Origin of the sequence: Hymenobacter cellulosilyticus, from assembly GCF_022919215.1 — a bacterium.
Lineage (GTDB): Bacteria > Bacteroidota > Bacteroidia > Cytophagales > Hymenobacteraceae > Hymenobacter > Hymenobacter cellulosilyticus.
Genome location: NZ_CP095046.1, coordinates 2,306,955 through 2,322,755, shown reverse-complemented (window position 1 = coordinate 2,322,755; position 15,801 = coordinate 2,306,955). Strand labels below are relative to the sequence as shown.

13 protein-coding genes and 2 pseudogenes are annotated in these 15,801 nt (G+C 60.8%); 11 read left to right on the top strand and 4 right to left on the bottom strand.

The genetic code is table 11. The features are described 5' to 3' along the window. The first annotated feature begins 360 nt into the window (after positions 1-360). From MUN79_RS11270 to MUN79_RS11260, 3 genes are read left to right on the top strand one after another with little or no spacing between them, the layout of a single operon-like run. Positions 361-1,023: a DUF1565 domain-containing protein gene (locus MUN79_RS11270; RefSeq protein WP_244677743.1), complete on the top strand. Its 663-nt coding sequence runs from the start codon at positions 361-363 to the stop codon at positions 1,021-1,023. Positions 1,024-1,034: 11 nt separating this feature from the next. Then, positions 1,035-1,520, top strand: a complete 486-nt coding sequence (locus MUN79_RS11265) for a hypothetical protein (protein WP_244677742.1) — start codon at positions 1,035-1,037, stop codon at positions 1,518-1,520. Continuing rightward, a complete protein-coding gene (locus MUN79_RS11260; RefSeq protein WP_244677741.1) occupies positions 1,460-3,280 on the top strand; it encodes a T9SS type A sorting domain-containing protein in 1,821 nt (606 codons plus the stop codon). Before MUN79_RS11265 ends, MUN79_RS11260 begins: the two co-directional genes overlap by 61 nt. A gap of 87 nt (positions 3,281-3,367) precedes the next feature. On the opposite strand, the gene MUN79_RS11255 is transcribed toward MUN79_RS11260, so the two are convergent. Both MUN79_RS11255 and MUN79_RS11250 read right to left on the bottom strand, forming a co-directional pair. Beyond that, positions 3,368-5,305 (bottom strand): peptidylprolyl isomerase, encoded by a 1,938-nt coding sequence (locus tag MUN79_RS11255; RefSeq protein WP_244677740.1) that lies wholly within the window; start codon positions 5,303-5,305, stop codon positions 3,368-3,370. A gap of 137 nt (positions 5,306-5,442) precedes the next feature. Next, positions 5,443-6,503 (bottom strand): annotated as a pseudogene (locus MUN79_RS11250) (MJ1255/VC2487 family glycosyltransferase). A 186-nt stretch (positions 6,504-6,689) separates the two neighbouring features. On the opposite strand from MUN79_RS11250, the gene MUN79_RS11245 reads away from it, so the two are divergent. The 8 genes and pseudogenes from MUN79_RS11245 to MUN79_RS11210 all read left to right on the top strand — a co-directional run bounded on the left by MUN79_RS11245 (position 6,690) and on the right by MUN79_RS11210 (position 12,903). Beyond that, a complete protein-coding gene (locus tag MUN79_RS11245; RefSeq protein ID WP_244677739.1) occupies positions 6,690-6,944 on the top strand; it encodes a hypothetical protein in 255 nt (84 codons plus the stop codon). 44 nt (positions 6,945-6,988) lie between these two features. Next, positions 6,989-7,615: a hypothetical protein gene (locus MUN79_RS11240; RefSeq protein ID WP_244677738.1), complete on the top strand. Its 627-nt coding sequence runs from the start codon at positions 6,989-6,991 to the stop codon at positions 7,613-7,615. A 180-nt stretch (positions 7,616-7,795) separates the two neighbouring features. After that, complete coding sequence (locus MUN79_RS11235) at positions 7,796-9,232, top strand: FAD binding domain-containing protein (protein WP_244677737.1); 1,437 nt, start codon at positions 7,796-7,798, stop codon at positions 9,230-9,232. Positions 9,233-9,543: 311 nt separating this feature from the next. After that, positions 9,544-10,592, top strand: a pseudogene (locus MUN79_RS11230) (molybdopterin cofactor-binding domain-containing protein); the annotation flags it as partial. Further along, the gene (locus MUN79_RS11225; protein WP_375378253.1) at positions 10,572-11,669 is read left to right on the top strand and encodes a molybdopterin cofactor-binding domain-containing protein; all 1,098 of its coding nucleotides are present in this window, start codon (positions 10,572-10,574) and stop codon (positions 11,667-11,669) included. The pseudogene MUN79_RS11230 and the gene MUN79_RS11225, both read left to right, overlap by 21 nt. Then, positions 11,669-11,842: a hypothetical protein gene (locus MUN79_RS11220; RefSeq protein WP_244677734.1), complete on the top strand. Its 174-nt coding sequence runs from the start codon at positions 11,669-11,671 to the stop codon at positions 11,840-11,842. The genes MUN79_RS11225 and MUN79_RS11220 overlap by 1 nt, the downstream gene beginning before the upstream one ends. 75 nt (positions 11,843-11,917) lie before the next feature. Next, positions 11,918-12,226, top strand: coding sequence for an XdhC family protein (locus tag MUN79_RS11215; RefSeq protein ID WP_244677733.1), 309 nt, complete (start codon positions 11,918-11,920; stop codon positions 12,224-12,226). Between the two features lie 17 nt (positions 12,227-12,243). Continuing rightward, entirely contained in the window at positions 12,244-12,903 is a 660-nt protein-coding gene (locus MUN79_RS11210) for an XdhC family protein (protein ID WP_244677732.1), read from the top strand. 152 nt (positions 12,904-13,055) lie between these two features. Here MUN79_RS11210 and MUN79_RS11205 read toward each other — a convergent pair whose 3' ends face one another. Together MUN79_RS11205 and MUN79_RS11200 are read right to left on the bottom strand one after the other, a co-directional pair. After that, positions 13,056-13,643: a DUF4136 domain-containing protein gene (locus MUN79_RS11205; RefSeq protein ID WP_244677731.1), complete on the bottom strand. Its 588-nt coding sequence runs from the start codon at positions 13,641-13,643 to the stop codon at positions 13,056-13,058. 146 nt (positions 13,644-13,789) lie between these two features. Next, on the bottom strand, positions 13,790-15,661 hold the full coding sequence (locus tag MUN79_RS11200) for an ABC transporter ATP-binding protein (RefSeq protein WP_244677730.1): 1,872 nt from the start codon (positions 15,659-15,661) through the stop codon (positions 13,790-13,792). Positions 15,662-15,801: the final 140 nt, after the last annotated feature.

Sequence of the window (15,801 nt, the reverse complement as noted above, 5' to 3'; positions counted from 1 at the left end):
CCTTTTTCAACTTGAAAAACGCCGGACTCTGGGAGCCCGGCGTTTTTTGTACAGTAATTTGCACTATTCGTATTTAGCCTTTTCCCTGCTCACCCTAATCAGCTAATGCCTTCACCGGGTGGCTACTCTCGTTAGCACCGTAGGCTATGTTGAGCGGATAATGTTACTAAATGATTAGAACTCTATATAACAATTAGTTAACTAAATATTTTTCTTATATTTTATAGCACCTTTTCTCGCTGATCCGAAACAACTCTGTTGCTGATGTCCCGGAATAATCTGGATGAAAAAACAGAATTATTCCTAACCTAAACAGGTAAAAAACCGTTCAGGGGCCAACTGCTCTATATTCCTTTTGCTATGAAAAACTCCTTACTGCACGCTTTTTCCACCTTTTTCCTGGTTTTGCTTGCGGGTGTGACGACTGCTCAGGCCCAGGCGCTGTACGTGAATGACGGTGCCCAAACCGGCGACGTGTACACAACCAACGCTGGCAACGATGCCACGGGTAATGGCAGCACTACGGCCCCTTTCGCCACCGTAGCCAAGGCTCTAGCCAGCGCCAACGCCACCACAACGACCATTTTCATCGACGCAGGCAGATACTCGGAGCGGGTAGTGCTTAACAAGAACATCAACCTGCAGGGCGTGGATACGGCCCGCACCGTATTCGATGGGGGCTTGGCGCCCAGCGACGTGCAGACCCGGGAAACCGGTATTTTCATTACTACTACCGGGGGCACGCCCGCCAGCCCCGTTACCATTGCCGACCTGAAAGTGCGGGCTTACGACTACGGCATTCAGTGCGACAACCAAAGCAACCACGTCAACTTTTTGTTTGAGGACGTAGCTACCACCGAAAACCGGCAGTTTGGCATATACTGGAACGGCTACCCCAATTACACCGAGAACATCACCTTCCGGCGGGTGCGGGCCACCAAAACGGCCCTGGACCCGAACACGCGCAACAATGGCGCCGGCCGGGGCTGTTCATCGTCAACGGCAGCAAAATCAACATTCTGATTGAGGACGGCGTGTTTGAGCAAAACCGCCGGGCCGGTATCGACATCAACGACGGCAGCGTTAGTGGACTTATTATCCGCAACTGCCGCCTGGGCTTCAACCTCGGGCCGGCCATTGCCGTGCTGGGCGCAGCGGGCCTGCGCGACGCCAACGGCAACTTTACCACGCCCGCAGCCCTGATTGAAAACAACTCGGTGCGCAACAACGCCTCCAATGGTTTGGAGTTGAAATCGTGCACGGGCACGGGCCTGGCCAGCGGACCGGGCAGCTTGGTCGTGCGCAACAACTACGTGGTTCGGACCATTGGGGCGCCCACCAACCTGAGCGAGGACAACGCCGGCATTGCCTTCGTGGACCGGGACCGGAACATTATCGTGACCGGGGGTGGTGTCACCAGCGACCTGACGACCGGGGCGCCTACATTGCCAATAACATCGTGCGTGGCTACCTGGCTGATGCCTTTCGGACCTTTATCAACATCAACGGCTTCGGCATAGTGCTGGAAGGCGGCAATAACAAGGTGTTTGGCAACGTAATAGCCCAGTGCCAGCGCGGCGTACAAGTGCAGGACCGTCCGGCGAACGGTTCATCCTCGACGCCGTTTTTCGACATTGACCGCAACGCCTCCCTGATTTCCGGCGGCGACAGTATCCGTAATAACCGTCTCGACTCGTGCGCCACGTCGGTACGGGCCGTGAACCTGACCAACGTGCTCAACGCTTCACTCAACTGGATGGGTAGCGCCCAGGCCACGGCCATTCGGGGCACCAATGGGCAAAACGGCCTGGTTGTCACCCTGGGTGGGCCCAGCACTAACTTCGCCCAGGTATCTTCGCTCAGCGCTACCGGCCGCATCGACTACACTCCCTTTGTTCATACCCGTGCCGACGCCACCGATGCCACGGGCTTCCTGTGCGAGGCCAACTACGTGCACGTGGATGGTTTTAGCCCCAATGCCGGCGCAGTAGGGCGGTTGCAGGAAGGCCTGACGGCCGTGACGGAGGGTGGCATGGTAGAAACCGTAGCCACAACTTATGCCGAAACGGCTACCATCCGGAAGGCGCTGAACCTGACCAATGACGGACCAACTACAGTGCAGGGCTTGGTGCTGGATGCGCCCGGCAAAACGGCCACGCTGGGTTCTTCCTTTGACCTCTCCGGCCAGTTGACGTTGACTAACGGCTTGCTCAGCACCTCCCTCACCGGCCTGCTGACCCTACTGCCTAGTGCCGCCGCTACCGAGGGCAATGCTGGTTCGTACGTAACCGGTCCCCTGCGTAAGCTGGGCAATACTAGCTTCGTGTTCCCATTGGGTAAAGGCGGCGTGTGGGCCCGGCTGGGCATTTCGGCCCCGGCTACTACAGGTTCGGCCTTCACTGCCGAGTACTTTGCCACCGCGTATCCCAACCAGACAGCTACGGAACCGCTGAAAAAAATAAGCGCTGTGGAATACTGGAATCTGGACCGGGCCGGATCTACGGATGCCGTCAGTGTGCAGTTGTTCTGGGAAAACGGCGGGCGTAGTGGCATCGACGAATTTTCCAGCGACTTACAGGTAGCCCGCTTCGACGGCACCACGTGGGTGACGGCCGGCAATGGCGGCCTGAGCGGCTCCCAGGCGGCTGGCTCGGTAACCTCAGCAGGTCCCGTAGCGGATATGGGCCCATTCACCTTCGGAGCCGCCGAGCCGGAGCCGCTGCCCGTGGAGCTTATCAGCTTTACGGCTCAGGAGCGCAAGCCGGGCACGGTAACTCTGGAGTGGCGCACCGCTTCGGAACAAAACAACAAAGGCTTTGCCGTGGAGCGCAGCCTCGATGCCAAAACCTGGCAGCAACTGGCTTTCGTGGAAGGCCGCGGCACCACTTCTACGGCCTCCTCCTATGCTTATTCCGACCAAGTTAGCAGCGGCATTGCTCAACTCTACTACCGTCTGCGCCAGGTTGACTTCGATGGCAAGGCATCCAACTCGCCGGTAGCCAGCATCACGCGCAGCATGGGTGAAGGTCGCGCCGCCACCGTAATGCTGGCGCCCAACCCGGCCACCACCTACACGGTGGTGCAACTGTCGGCCCCGGCCGCCGGGCCGCTGCAAGTCACGCTTACTGACCTGACCGGCCGTCTTGTGCTGCAACAAACCTTGGCCGACCCAGCCAGTCTGGAGCTGCGGCTGCCAGCTGCTCTGCCCACCGGTACGTATCTGGTGCACGTCGCTGGAGCAGGCGTTTCGGGTAAGGCGCTGCGCCTAGTTAAGCAGTAACCAACTCCAATACACAAGCCTGCACAACAACGGGCCGCCTCCAGTGGAGGCGGCCCGTTGTTATTGGTAGCAGCGTAGTCGTTTTGCTTAGCGCATCAGTTCAATTCGCTCAATCCGGTCCCCAATTTCCAGGCGGTTTACCACGTCCATGCCACTCACAACCTGGGCAAAGATGGTGTAGCGGCCATCCAGGTGGGGTGTGGGAGCGTGGGTAATAAACCACTGGCAACTTTCGGTGTCTTTGCCCGCCGAAGCCAGACCGACAGACCCTTCCCCGTAGCGCAGGTCCGCAAATTCGGAGCGGAGGTTATAGTCGGAGCTGCCCCAGCCGTCGCCGCGCGGGCAGCCGCCTTGGGCCACGAAGTTGGGCACCACGCGGTGAAAATTCTTGCCGTTATAGAAGCCTTGCCGGATCAAAGCCACGAAGCTGGCCACTGAGCCCGGCGCCTCGTCTACCAGCAGCCGGAAGACCACGGCGCCCTTACTAGTTTGAATCAACGCGCGCTGCCCGGCCGGAATAGCCTGCACCAGCCCCCAGTCGATGGGATGAGTAGCAGCCGTAGCGACGGGAAACGGTGCGGTGGGCTTGTTTTCCAGGTAATCAATGGTTTGCTGCAACGACTGCCAGGCCTCCAGGTCGCGGGGCAACACGAGCTTTTCGCGGGCCAGCTTCAGGAAGTCGGCATTAGCAAACACTTTGCGCAGCTCCAACTTCGGGTCCCGAATGGCCTCGGCAGCCGTGCCCATGATGGCCACGTCGCCGCCGCGCACGGCGCGCTGCAGGGTGAGAGCAAAGGAAGACTGCTGCTCAGCGGGAAAACTGGGCAACCGCCGCATAGCTACCAAAGCCTCTATTCCATACGTACCAATCACGACGGGCTGCCCAGTGGCAAAGGTGGCTTGGGTAACGAAATCATACGCGCCCGGGTCTTCTCCCAGCGCTTTGAGCAAGTAGCCTTTCTCGTACGGACTTGCCGACTTGACGAACCGCTCCTGCACGGCAGCGCGGATAGCGTTTTGCTCGGGCCCACCCAGCTTAAGGGCCGTAGCCAGAAGCGTGGCCCGGGGCCGCCAAGCAGGGAGACGGTTGGCTTTTTCCAGAAAAATAGAGCCCGGCTCCCCTGCGGCGTGGGTCAGGAAAAACTCGGCCGCGGCCAGAGCTACGTGCTCATGCGGATCGGTCAGAGCATCCCAGGCAGCTTCTTTCACGGGCGCGTACTGAGCGGCTGTCATAGCCCGCAGTGCGCTGATGCGCACCCGGTAATCCGGGTCGCGGCGGGCCAGCGTGGCGAGTACTGCCGGCACCGCTGCCGACTGATTGGCCTTGCTCAGGGCCGAGGTAGCAGCACTGCGCACGGCATACGCGGGGTCAGTCTGGGCCGAGTTGGCAATGGCTCCAACATAGGAATTCAGGTTGAGGCCACGGGTGCGGGCCAGGGCATTGGCCGCCGCCAGCCGGGCCCGGTACGGATTGGCCGGGTTCAGCAGTTGAATAAGCCGGCCAACGGCAGCATCGGAAGTCACGCCGCGCAGGCCGGCCCGGTACAAGCCCCAGGCCTGCCCGTTGAGCGTGGCCGTGTCGGCGCCCAGTGCGGCGGGCAGGCGGGCCAGCATGCTCAGGCCCGTCTGCGAAACGCAGCGGCCGAGGGCCTCCAGGGCGTATTGCCGGGCCAGAGCATCTTTTTCCTGAAAAACTCTTTCCCGCAAAGCCACCTCGGCCGTGGAGTCGCCGGTTTGGCCTAGCGCATAAGCCGCCGCCACACGCACCCCCGATTCGGGGTCGGCGAGGCGGGCCATAAGGGCACTGAGGGCTGCTTTGTCCTGCACCGAGGCCAGGGCCAGGGCGGCTTCGCGGCGGTAAAGCACCTCGGGCCGGTCCAGAAAAGGCAACAGAGCGGCGGTTTGGCGGGCATCCTGGGCCGTGGCAATCTGCCGCAGGGTGGCGTCGGTAAACTTATTGGGACCGGTGGCCGAAGTGCTGGTGCGGGACGGGGCCGTGCAGGCCGCCAGGCTCAGCCCCAGCAACTCAGGACGGCAGCAGTGCGGGCCAGCTGGCTTAAGGATGAGTGATTCATGGTTGCCCAAAATAGCCAAATTCCCCGGGGTAATTGCCGATTCTGCGGCCCTACTGGCAAACTTTACCCGGGCTGCAACCAGATTATTCAGGTTGCAGCTATTTCCTGCAGCATCGCGTCGAGGCGCTGAAACAGGTCCTCGTTGCCGGTTTGGTTGTAGCCGGTCAGGGCCTGTTCGTAGCCCGTAAGGTCGTAGAGGAAGGCTTTGATGTTGTCGGCCGTCAGGGCCTCGAAATGGCGGCCGTAGCCCAGCTTTTCTACTTCGGCCGCGTTGAGAAACTGCTCGAACTGGGCCGGAATGGGAATGGCACAGATGGGCTTGTGCAGGTATACGGCCTCGCTGATTAGGGAAAAGCCTCCGTTGGTAATAACAGCCCGGGCACTGGCAAGATCGTCGATAAAGCCCTGCTCACTGAAAGCCCGCAGCTGCACGTTGCCGTAGTTTTCCTCCTTGTTGAAGCCGTACACGCGAAACTCCTGCCCCGGTAACTGCTGCAGCATGGGCACCAGGTCTTTCTGGTTGGTAGCCGACTGATACACCAGCACGTGGGCTCCGGTGGTGGGCCGGGCAGCCAGGATTTCGGGCCGGATGATGGGTGGCACCAGGGTGGTATTTTCCTTGATAACGGGCAGCTGAAAAAAGGTTGTAATCAGGTAGTGGCGGCTGCGGGCAGCTTGGCGCGCACAATCTGCCGGGCCAGGCTCAGGTTACCCCGCTCCGGGCGCGGCACCGTAATATCGAGCTGGGCACGACTGATAATCTGCATGTTGTCGATGCTGATCAGGGGCAGGCGGCGCCAGCGGGCAAAAAAGTAGCTGAACGACTCGAAGTCGGAAATAACCAAGTCGGGCGTAAAGTCGCAGAGCAGCTCCCGGTACTTGGCGAAGTTGATGCGCAGGTTTTCTGGGGCCGTGCGCAGCGTGAGGGCCGCCGTGCGCGACTTCGACACCGTCAGGTTTTTGTAGGCCAAGTGGAAGCCGCGGATTTCGTGGACGCGGCCGGGAAAGTTGGCGGCCAGCATCTGAAAGGCCCGGGCGCTGCTGACCACGCACACGTTGTGGCCCTGACTGAGCAAGTACCCGATAACGACCTTGCTGCGGGTTGCGTGGCCCAGGCCTTCGCCGGGTACGCCGTAGAGAATGTTCATGCGAAAATCTGGGCGGCTAGTATTCGCCAAATAACCGAAATGTCGGGCAGAGCTTAGCAGATTCGGGGCAGGTTCTTTTCTTTGGCCATCTTCCCCGGCCCGCCGCCGTACTTTCGGCGTGGTTTTGGAGTTACGCCCCAGCCCGGGCAGCCCCGCTCCCCTTCCGATATTCCCGTTCCTTTGACTATGACTCGACTCTCCTTTCTTCGCCCCGCCCAGGCTTTACTGGCTGCGGCCACCTTGCTTACCACTGCCTGCTCGGCCCCGCGCCTCATGACCATGTCGGGCAAGGTCACGCCCCGGGGCGAGTTTAGGGCCGGCGGCAACTTGGCCTTCAACGTGCCTACCTCCACGATTGGCAAGACGGGCTCAGCCGTTAAGGAAGCCGCCGAGCAGCTCCTTAGCCAGGATAAAGTAGACTATGGCACCTCGGGGAGCTGATCGATAAGCTGCAGGTTGCGGCCCTGGCCTACGCTCTGGACCCGGTGCAGCCTTCTTCCGACCTCTACGTGCGCTACGGCGTAATTGACCGGCTCGATGTGGGCTACAAGTACGCCTTCGGCTCCCACGTGTTTGACGCCATGTTCCAGTTTCTGGGTACCACCGGCACGCCCGAGAAACCCGGCGGGGCGGCCGGCGGCATGTACGGCAGCATCGGGCTGCAGTTTGCCACCCAGCGCGCCAAGCTGCCCGATTTGCCCTTCCTCGACAACATCAACAGCCTGCTGCAGTTTACGGCCAACCGCAACGACTTGATGGTGCCGCTTGTGTTCAGCCATTCGTTTGGCCCGGAAGAGGAAATCGGGGCCATTTCCTACGGCGTGGTGTACTCGCACACCTTTTTGCGCTACGGATTCCAGCCCAAAACCATTTACAGCAACAACCAGCTGATTCCGAGCTTACCGCTGGGCAAGCAGGATTTCTCCTCGTACGGGGCTTTTTTCAACGCCAAGGTAGGCTTTCGCTACGTGTACGTGGTGCCGGCGCTGTCGGTCTTCTACCAGAACTACGGCCAGTACCAGCTGCTCAACAACAAGACCGCCAAGCTCAGCGGCGTCACCTTCATTCCTTCCGTCGGGCTGCAATTCCGCATCCCCACTTCCCGGCGTTAATTACCCACTAACTCGCTGCGGAAGCCCGCCAGCCCTTTCTGGGCGGCGGGCTTTTTCGTGCCGGCTACCAAGGGCGAATAATTCCAACCTGACTTGACCAGGCCGATACCGGGGCGGGGCTTTACCGCGTGCCGACTTTTTACTAACTTCCGCTCTTGGCTTTGATTTTTTCCGTTCCGCATGCTCCACTTTTACCTGAATAATCAGCGCATCCACACCGAGCAGCCGGCAGGCAGCACCCTGCTGGATTTTGTGCGCTACCAGCAGCATTTGAAAGGCACCAAAATCGGCTGCCGGGAAGGCGACTGTGGGGCCTGCACCGTGCTGGTGGGCGAACTGCAGCCCGACGGCACGCTGCAGTACCAGTCGATGACTTCCTGCCTGACGCCCTTGGGCAATGCCCACGGCAAGCACATCGTCACGGTGGAAGGCATCAATGCTGCGGCGGGCACGCTCACGCCCGTGCAGCAGGCTATTGTGCAGGAAGGCGGCTCGCAGTGCGGCTTCTGTACCGTGGGCTTCGTCATGTCGCTCACCGGCCACAGCCTCAGCGCCAAGCCCGCCACCACTGAATCCGGCCTGGCTGCCATTGACGGCAACATCTGTCGCTGCACCGGCTATAAATCCTTGGAGCGCGCCACGGCCCAGCTTACCGCGCAGCTGGCCCAGCGCCCCACCGAAAACGTGGTGGATTGGCTTAGTGAGCAGCAGTTTGTACCTAAGTATTTCAAAGACGTGCCCGCCCGCCTGCAGGCGTTGAAAGCCGAGCTCCAAAACGAGGCTCATAACCAGCCGCCAGTAACCACCAGCCGGCAATTGCTAGGCGGCGGCACCGACCTGCTGGTGCAGCGCCCCGAGCATGTGCGCGCCGTGCCCGTGCAGCTGCTCTACGACCAGCCCGATTTGCGCGGCATCCGCCGGGAAGCTGATGGGCGCGTGGTGCTGGGCGCCGCTACTACGGCCGAAAACCTGCGTTCCTCGCCCCTTATGCAGGAGCTGTTTCCCGGCCTGCACGACTATATGAAGCTGGTGTCGTCCACACCCATTCGCAACATGGGCACGGTGGCCGGCAACTTCATCAACGCCTCCCCCATCGGCGACCTGACCATCTTCTTCCTGGCTTTGAACGCCACTGTCACGGTGGGCGCCTTGGGCCAGCTTAGCCGTGAGATTCCGCTGCGGGAGCTCTACAGCGGCTACAAAACCCTGACCAAGGCCGCTGACGAGCAGGTATTAGAAATCAGCTTTGCCGCGCCCCAGCCGGGCGACTTGTTCAACTTCGAGAAAGTATCCAAGCGCACCCACCTCGATATTGCCAGCGTCAACTCGGCTATGTGGCTGCGGGCCAGCAACGGTTTTGTGCAGGAAGCCCTGGTTTCGGCCGGCGGCGTCGGGCCCACGCCCCTGCTGCTGGCGCGCACCTCGGCTTACCTGGCAGGCAAGGAAATTACCGCCGAAACCGTCGCCGCTGCCCACGAAATTGCTCAGACTGAAATCAGCCCCATCAGCGACGCCCGCGGCACGGTGGAATACAAGCGCCTGCTGCTGCGCCAGCTGCTGTTTGCCCATTTCCTGCAGTTTTTCCCCGAGCGTCTGAGCTTCCGCGAGCTGGTGTAGCGGGCTAGCCCAGAACGTCACTAGCAGCCCGTCATGTCGAGCCCTGCAAGGCATCTTGCGTGCTTTGGTAATCGTCATGCTGAGCCCCGCGAAGCATCTCTACTGTTTTGTTGTGTTACTAATTGAATAGCATTGCGGTAGAGATGCTTCGACTTCGCTCAGCATGACGTTCCTTTTCCAACAACGTCAGCACGCGAGATTCCTCGACTCTGCTTCGCTGCACTCGGAATGACATTCCGACCTGCTTTGAATTAAACTCTCTTTGAACAGCGGCTTCCACCCGCCTGCTTTTCTTCCTGACTATTCTTCCCATGAATCACCTCGACCCGGTGCGCCACGTGCGCGGCGAATCCCAATATTTGGATGATGTTCCGGTGCAGCAAGGCACCCTGCACGCGGCCGTGTTCGAGTCGCCGCTAGCCCACGGTGTGCTCAACGGCCTCGACCTGACGGAGGCCCTGAATGTGCCCGGCGTGTACCGCATTCTGACGGCGGCCGACATTCCCGGCGAAAACCAGATTGGCGGCATCGTGCCCGACGAGCCCCTGCTGGCCGAGGGCCACGTGCACTTCCGCGGGCAGCCCGTAGCCCTGGTGCTGGCCGACACCGAGCACCAGGCCCATGCTGCCCTGGCCCTGATCCGCGTCGATATTGACCCGCTGCCCATCATCACCGACCCACGCGTAGCCGCGGCCCAGGGTGAGCTAATTGTGCCGCCGCGCACCTTCAGCCTCGGCGACCCGGAAGCAGTTTGGAGCCAGTGCGCCCATATTTTTGAGGGCGAAGCGGAGTCGGGCGGGCAGGAACACCTCTACATCGAAACGCAGGGCGCTTACGCTTTCCCGACCGAAATGGGCGGTGTCCGCATCATCTCCTCTACCCAGGGGCCCACGGCCGTGCAGCGCCACACGGCCCACGTGCTGGGTATTGGTATGCACCAGGTGGAAGTAGACGTGACGCGCCTGGGTGGGGCTTTGGCGGCAAGGAAGACCAGGCCACACCCTGGGGCGCTTTGGCCGCCCTGGGCGCTTTCGTGGTGCGCCGCCCCGTGAAGCTCGTGCTGGATCGGATGGCCGACATGCGCATGACCGGCAAGCGCCACCCCTACAGCTCCGACTTCCGCATTGGCCTCGACGAAAACCTGCGGATTCTGGCATACGAAGTTACCTTCTACCAGAACGCCGGAGCCGCGGCCGACTTGTCGCCGGCGGTGCTGGAACGCACGCTATTTCACGCCACCAACGCCTATTTTGTGCCCAACGTGCGGGCCACGGCCTACAGCTGCCGCACCAATTTGCCGCCTAATACCGCTTTCCGCGGCTTCGGCGGGCCGCAGGGCATGTTCGTGATGGAGTCGGCCATTGTGAAGGCAGCCGAGACACTCGGGGTTTCGCCCAGCGAGATTCAGCGCCGCAACCTGCTGCGCGAAAACGACCTGTTCTCGTACCGGCAGCCAGCTGAAATGTGCAACGCCGAGCTGGCCTGGGACACGGCCGCCAAGCTCTACGATTTGCCCAAGCTGCGCCAGGAAGTAGACGCCTTTAACCAGCAGAATGAGCGCCTGAAAAAGGGGCTTTCGGTTATGCCCATCTGCTTTGGCATTTCCTTTACCAAAACCGCCATGAACCAGGCCCGGGCTCTGGTGCACATCTACACCGACGGCTCGGTGGGCGTAAGTACCGGCGCCGTGGAAATGGGTCAGGGCGTAAACACCAAAATTGCCCAGGTAGCGGCCCAAACGCTGGGTATTTCGCCCAGTCGGGTGAAGGTGGAATCGACGAATACCACGCGGGTGGCCAATACCTCCCCGTCGGCGGCCAGCGCCACCGCCGACCTAAACGGCAAAGCCACCCAAATGGCCTGTGAGACCTTACGGGAGCGGCTTTTGCGCCACGCGGTGCTGGAATACACGCTCAACTATGAAGGGCTAGAAATCCGGGATGAGGAAGTGCTGGCCGCCGGCATTCCGGCCGATACGAATTGGGAAAAGCTGGTGTCGTCGGCGTACTGGAGGCGGGTCAACCTGACCGAAAACGCCCATTACGCCACCCCCGATATTCACTTCGACCCGGTCAAGAACCAGGGCTATCCGTTTGCCTACCACGTGTACGGCACGGCCTACACCACCGTCACGCTCGACTGTTTGCGTGGCACCTATACTTTCGACGCGCTGCGCATCGTGCACGACTTCGGGGAAAGCATGCACCCGGCCATCGACCAGGGCCAGATTGAGGGCGGCGCGGTGCAGGGCATTGGCTGGATGACGATGGAAGAGCTGATTTACAACGAGGAAGGCCGCCTGCTCAGCAATTCGCTCAACAGCTACAAAATCCCGGACCTGTACTCAGTGCCCCAGCGCATCGACGTACACTTCCTCGACACGCCCGGCCACCCGCGGGCCATCCTGCGGTCCAAGGCTGTGGGGAGCCGCCACTGATGTACGGCATCGGGGCCTACTTCGCGGTGCGCGACGCCATCAGCGCCTTCCGGCCCAGCCACCGCCCCGCGTTTTCGGCCCCGATTACCCCCGAAAAAGCACTGCTCAATCTCTACCCCGCCGGGGTAGTTGAGGAAGTCGTGCAGTTGGCGCCCCGGGCCACGGTGGCGTAGTCGTTTACTTTGGCCAGTGCGGCTAGCCTTTTTGCAAAGGCGGGCGGCACTGGCTTTTACTTTCAGAACCCATTCGTGGAGCATTTTTCCACTACCCCTTCCCTCCCGCGCGACTTTCCGGTGTGGCAACACGTGGCCGCCAGCTTACGGCAGCAGCAGCCCGTGACGTTGCTCTGCGTGCTGAGCAGCACGGGTAGCAGCCCTGGCCGCCAGGGCTTTAAGATGAGTGTGTCGACCGAGGACATGGCGGGCTCCATCGGCGGCGGTATTATGGAGCACAAGTTTGTGGGACTGGCCCGGGCCCGGATGCTGGAAGGCCACGACCAAGCGCTTATCCGCCCCAGATTCACCGCAAGGAAGCTTCCGAGGACCGCTCCGGCATGATCTGCTCGGGCGAGCAGATGTTGCTACTCTACCCCGTGCCGCCTGCCCACATAGCCGCAGTAGAAGCCGTACTAATGGCCCTGCAGCAGTACCAGCGGGCTACGTTGCGCCTTACGTCAGCCGGGCTGGCCGTGGACGCGGCTGATTCGGGCTCCAGCTTTTATCACTACCGCAGCGGCCCCAACTGGGAGTACCGGGAGCAGCTCGGGTTTCGCGACGCGCTAACCATTGTGGGCGGCGGGCACGTGGCCTTGGCCTTGTCGCGGGTGGCCGCCACGCTCGACTTCGAAATCACCGTGCTCGACGACCGGGCCGGCTTAAATACGCACCAGCAGAACCCTTATGCCCACCACAAGCGCACGGTGCAGTACAACACGCTGGCTGAACAGGTAGCCCAAGGGCCAAATCAATACGTGGTGATTATGACCTTCGGCTACCGGCCCGACGAAGTGGCATTGCGCCAGCTACTAGGTCACCAGGTGAAGTATCTGGGCCTGATGGGCAGCGCGGCCAAAATAAAAGAGCTGCTGGGCAGCCTGCGCGCGTCAGGTTACTCAGCAGCTGATCTGGCGCATCTGCGCGCCCCCATCGGCCTGCCAATTCACAGCCGCACGCCCGAGGAAATTGCCATTAGCGTAGCGGCCGAACTAATTCAGGTGCGCAACGCGGGTAGCTGAAAAGAAAACTTTCTGCTTTGGCTGCGCAAAAAGAACGTCATGTCGAACCTGGAGAGACATCTTGTGTGCAGTAGTAACTTAATTACCATTGCACGCAAGATTCCTCACTTTGTTCGGAATGACGTTCTACTTACCTGTTCCCTTATTCCCTACTACTGGCTGGCGCCATCGAGGTAGCCTTCAGTAAAGACGTGGTATTGGTCGAAAATGGAGCGCACGGAGCGGCGCAGCACCATTTCGCCCTGGGGCCCGGGCGGCACCGTCACGCCCGAAGCATACCCATTCCACACGGCCCGGTTGGTACGGTTGTCAATCAGGGTAACCAGCAACGTGCCTTCGGCCATAATCATGCGGACCGGCTGGTAGCCCTGGCGCACGTCCTTGGGCGTTTCGTCGTCTTCTACCATACCAGTGGTCATCCAGCGGGTCATATCTTCCTGGGCGTAGCCGCGGAAGGCCATATCCCCCTCAAACAGGCGAAACATTACCAGCAGATCGGGCCGGTTGCGGGCCGGTTTGTAGCCCTGAACCCGCATGCGCGTCCGGATGGCGTCGCGCAGCACCTCGCCCAACTTGCTCGTATCGGCCGCCAGGCCCTGGCCCGTGACGAATTCGTAGGTGCGGTAGCGGCGGAAATTGCCGGTATAACTATAATCAGACTCGATACGAGCCTCCCGGGCCGCAAAACAGCCGGAAAGAGCCAGGCTCACGCCCAGAAGCAGGGTAGAAGTCAGTTTCATGCGCAGCAAATACCTTGGGTGATGGTCTTTCTAAGATACGACATCCTAACTCCTTATGTATTGGCTGAGCGCCAAAAAACTCGCAAAAAAAATTGCTAATGCCCCTGCCGCCTTCCTGAGCGGGGTTACAGTCCGGCAGTTGGATCTTACCGGTAGCCCGCGGCCTGCAGGGCAAAGAGCTCAGCGTAGCGTCCGTTGCGGCCCAACAGTTCCTCGTGGGAGCCAATTTCAACAAACTGCCCGTTCTCAATGACCAGAATCCGGTCGGCCATGCGCACGGTGCTGAAGCGGTGCGAAATGAGCACGGCCGTCTTGCCCTGGGTCAGGTCGGCGAAGCGCTGGAATACCTCGTGCTCGGCCCGGGCGTCGAGGGCGGCGGTGGGCTCGTCCAGAATCAGCAGCTGGGCGTCGCGCATGTAGGCCCGGCCCAGGGCTATTTTCTGCCACTCGCCCCCGCTCAAATCGACGCCTCCGGCAAAGCGGCGGCCAATCATTTGCTCGTAGCCACCGGGCAGCTTTTTAATCACGGTATCGGCCAGGCTCTGGGCCGCGGCCGACTGAATCCGCTCCTGGTTTTCCTTTTCCTCGATGCGGCCCACGGCCAGGTTCTGGCTGGCCGAGAGCTGAAACCGCACGAAGTCCTGGAAAATCACGCCGATTTCCTGGCGCAGCTCGGCCGGGTCGTACTCGCGCAAATCGTGCCCGTCGAGCAGGATGCGGCCTTCCGAGGGGTCGTAGAGGCGGGAGAGCAGCTTGACCAGCGTAGTTTTGCCGGCCCCGTTTTCGCCCACCAACGCCAACTTCTCGCCGGCGCGCAAGGTGAAGTTCAGGTTGCGAATGGCCCATTTGCTGGAGCCCCGGTATTGAAAGCCCACATTCTCAAACTCAAAACCAATGCGGATGGGCCGCGGGAAAGGGCGTACCGCTTGGCCTTCAGCCCGTGTAATTCGGGGTTGCAGGTGGAAGAAATCGAAGAAGTCCTGCAGGTACAACGCGCCTTCAGCCACACTGCTGAACCGGCTTAGGATGCCTTCCAGCAAGCCCCGCATCCGGGCGAAAGAGCCCGCCAGAAACGTGAGCTGCCCGATGGAAATACCACCCCGCACGGCCTGGGCAATGATGTAGAGGTAAGCCGCATAGTATCCGCCCGCGCCCACGGCCGCAAACAAGGCGCCCCAGCCGGCGCGCCGCACTACCAGGGCTTTGTTCTTCTGATAAAACTCGTCCGACAAGGTCCGGAACCGCTCAATCAGAAAGCCTGACAGGCCAAAAATCTTCACTTCCTTGGCCGTCTCGTCGCTAGCTCCAGTCTGGCGCAGGTAGTCCAACTCCCGCCGTTCGGGCGTCCAGCTGTGCACCAGTGAGTAACTGCGCTCATTGAAGTGGGACTCGCCCAAAAACGCCGGCACCACGGCCACCAGGAGCAGCAACAGCAGCCACGGATTGAAGGCGGCCAGCCCCACGGCCAGAAACAGCATCGTAATCATGTCCTGGGCCTGAGACAGTACCTGCGACATAAGCACGGTGCGGGAAAGGGTCTGGCGGCGGGCCCGTTCGAGCTTGTCGTAGAACACGCTGTCTTCGAACTGGTCGAGGTCGAGTTGCCCAGCGTGCTCCATCAGGCGCACCGAGGAGCGGTTGGCAAACAGGTCGCCGAGCAAAGAGTCGAGCAAGGCCACGCCCCGGCCCAGCACATCGGAGAGAATAGCCAAGCCGAACTCCAGGCCCACCAGCCCGATAACGGGCGTTAGGGAGCCGCCCGGCTGGCGCGAAAGGCCGATAATGGTATCCAGAATCAGGCGGGCCACATAGAGCATGGCTACCGGCAAGGCCGCCCGCAGCAGGCGCAGCACAATGTTGCCCAGAGTGAGTGATGGGCTGGTTTCCCAGATCAGGCGCAGAAACTCGGGCAGGTTTTTCAGGGCCGACACCCGCTCCCGCACACTCAGGGCCGGCTTACCATCGGGCCGGGGCCGCTTGGCCGATATTTTCGCAAATTTTTTGGATAACCAGGACATAGCAGGAGCTACGTCACACTTCGGGCCGGAGTTGGAGGGCGGCCGTTTTGGCAGGGGCAGCCGAAGCATCCGACGCTGCCGGGACAAACTTAGAATAGGAGAAATTATATCACCATAGCTTTTTTCAAACCTCCTAGGGC

Bases quoted from the DNA above. Each gene is read 5' to 3' on its own strand.
- MUN79_RS11270 (WP_244677743.1), top strand. From the start codon at position 361: ATGAAAAACTCCTTACTGCACGCTTTTTCCACCTTTTTCCTGGTTTTG.
- MUN79_RS11245 (WP_244677739.1), top strand. From the start codon at position 6,690: ATGACTCGACTCTCCTTTCTTCGCCCCGCCCAGGCTTTACTGGCTGCG.
- MUN79_RS11235 (WP_244677737.1), top strand. From the start codon at position 7,796: ATGCTCCACTTTTACCTGAATAATCAGCGCATCCACACCGAGCAGCCG.
- MUN79_RS11225 (WP_375378253.1), top strand. From the start codon at position 10,572: ATGTTCGTGATGGAGTCGGCCATTGTGAAGGCAGCCGAGACACTCGGG.
- MUN79_RS11220 (WP_244677734.1), top strand. From the start codon at position 11,669: ATGTACGGCATCGGGGCCTACTTCGCGGTGCGCGACGCCATCAGCGCC.
- MUN79_RS11210 (WP_244677732.1), top strand. From the start codon at position 12,244: ATGTTGCTACTCTACCCCGTGCCGCCTGCCCACATAGCCGCAGTAGAA.
- MUN79_RS11205 (WP_244677731.1), bottom strand. From the start codon at position 13,643: ATGAAACTGACTTCTACCCTGCTTCTGGGCGTGAGCCTGGCTCTTTCC.
- MUN79_RS11200 (WP_244677730.1), bottom strand. From the start codon at position 15,661: ATGTCCTGGTTATCCAAAAAATTTGCGAAAATATCGGCCAAGCGGCCC.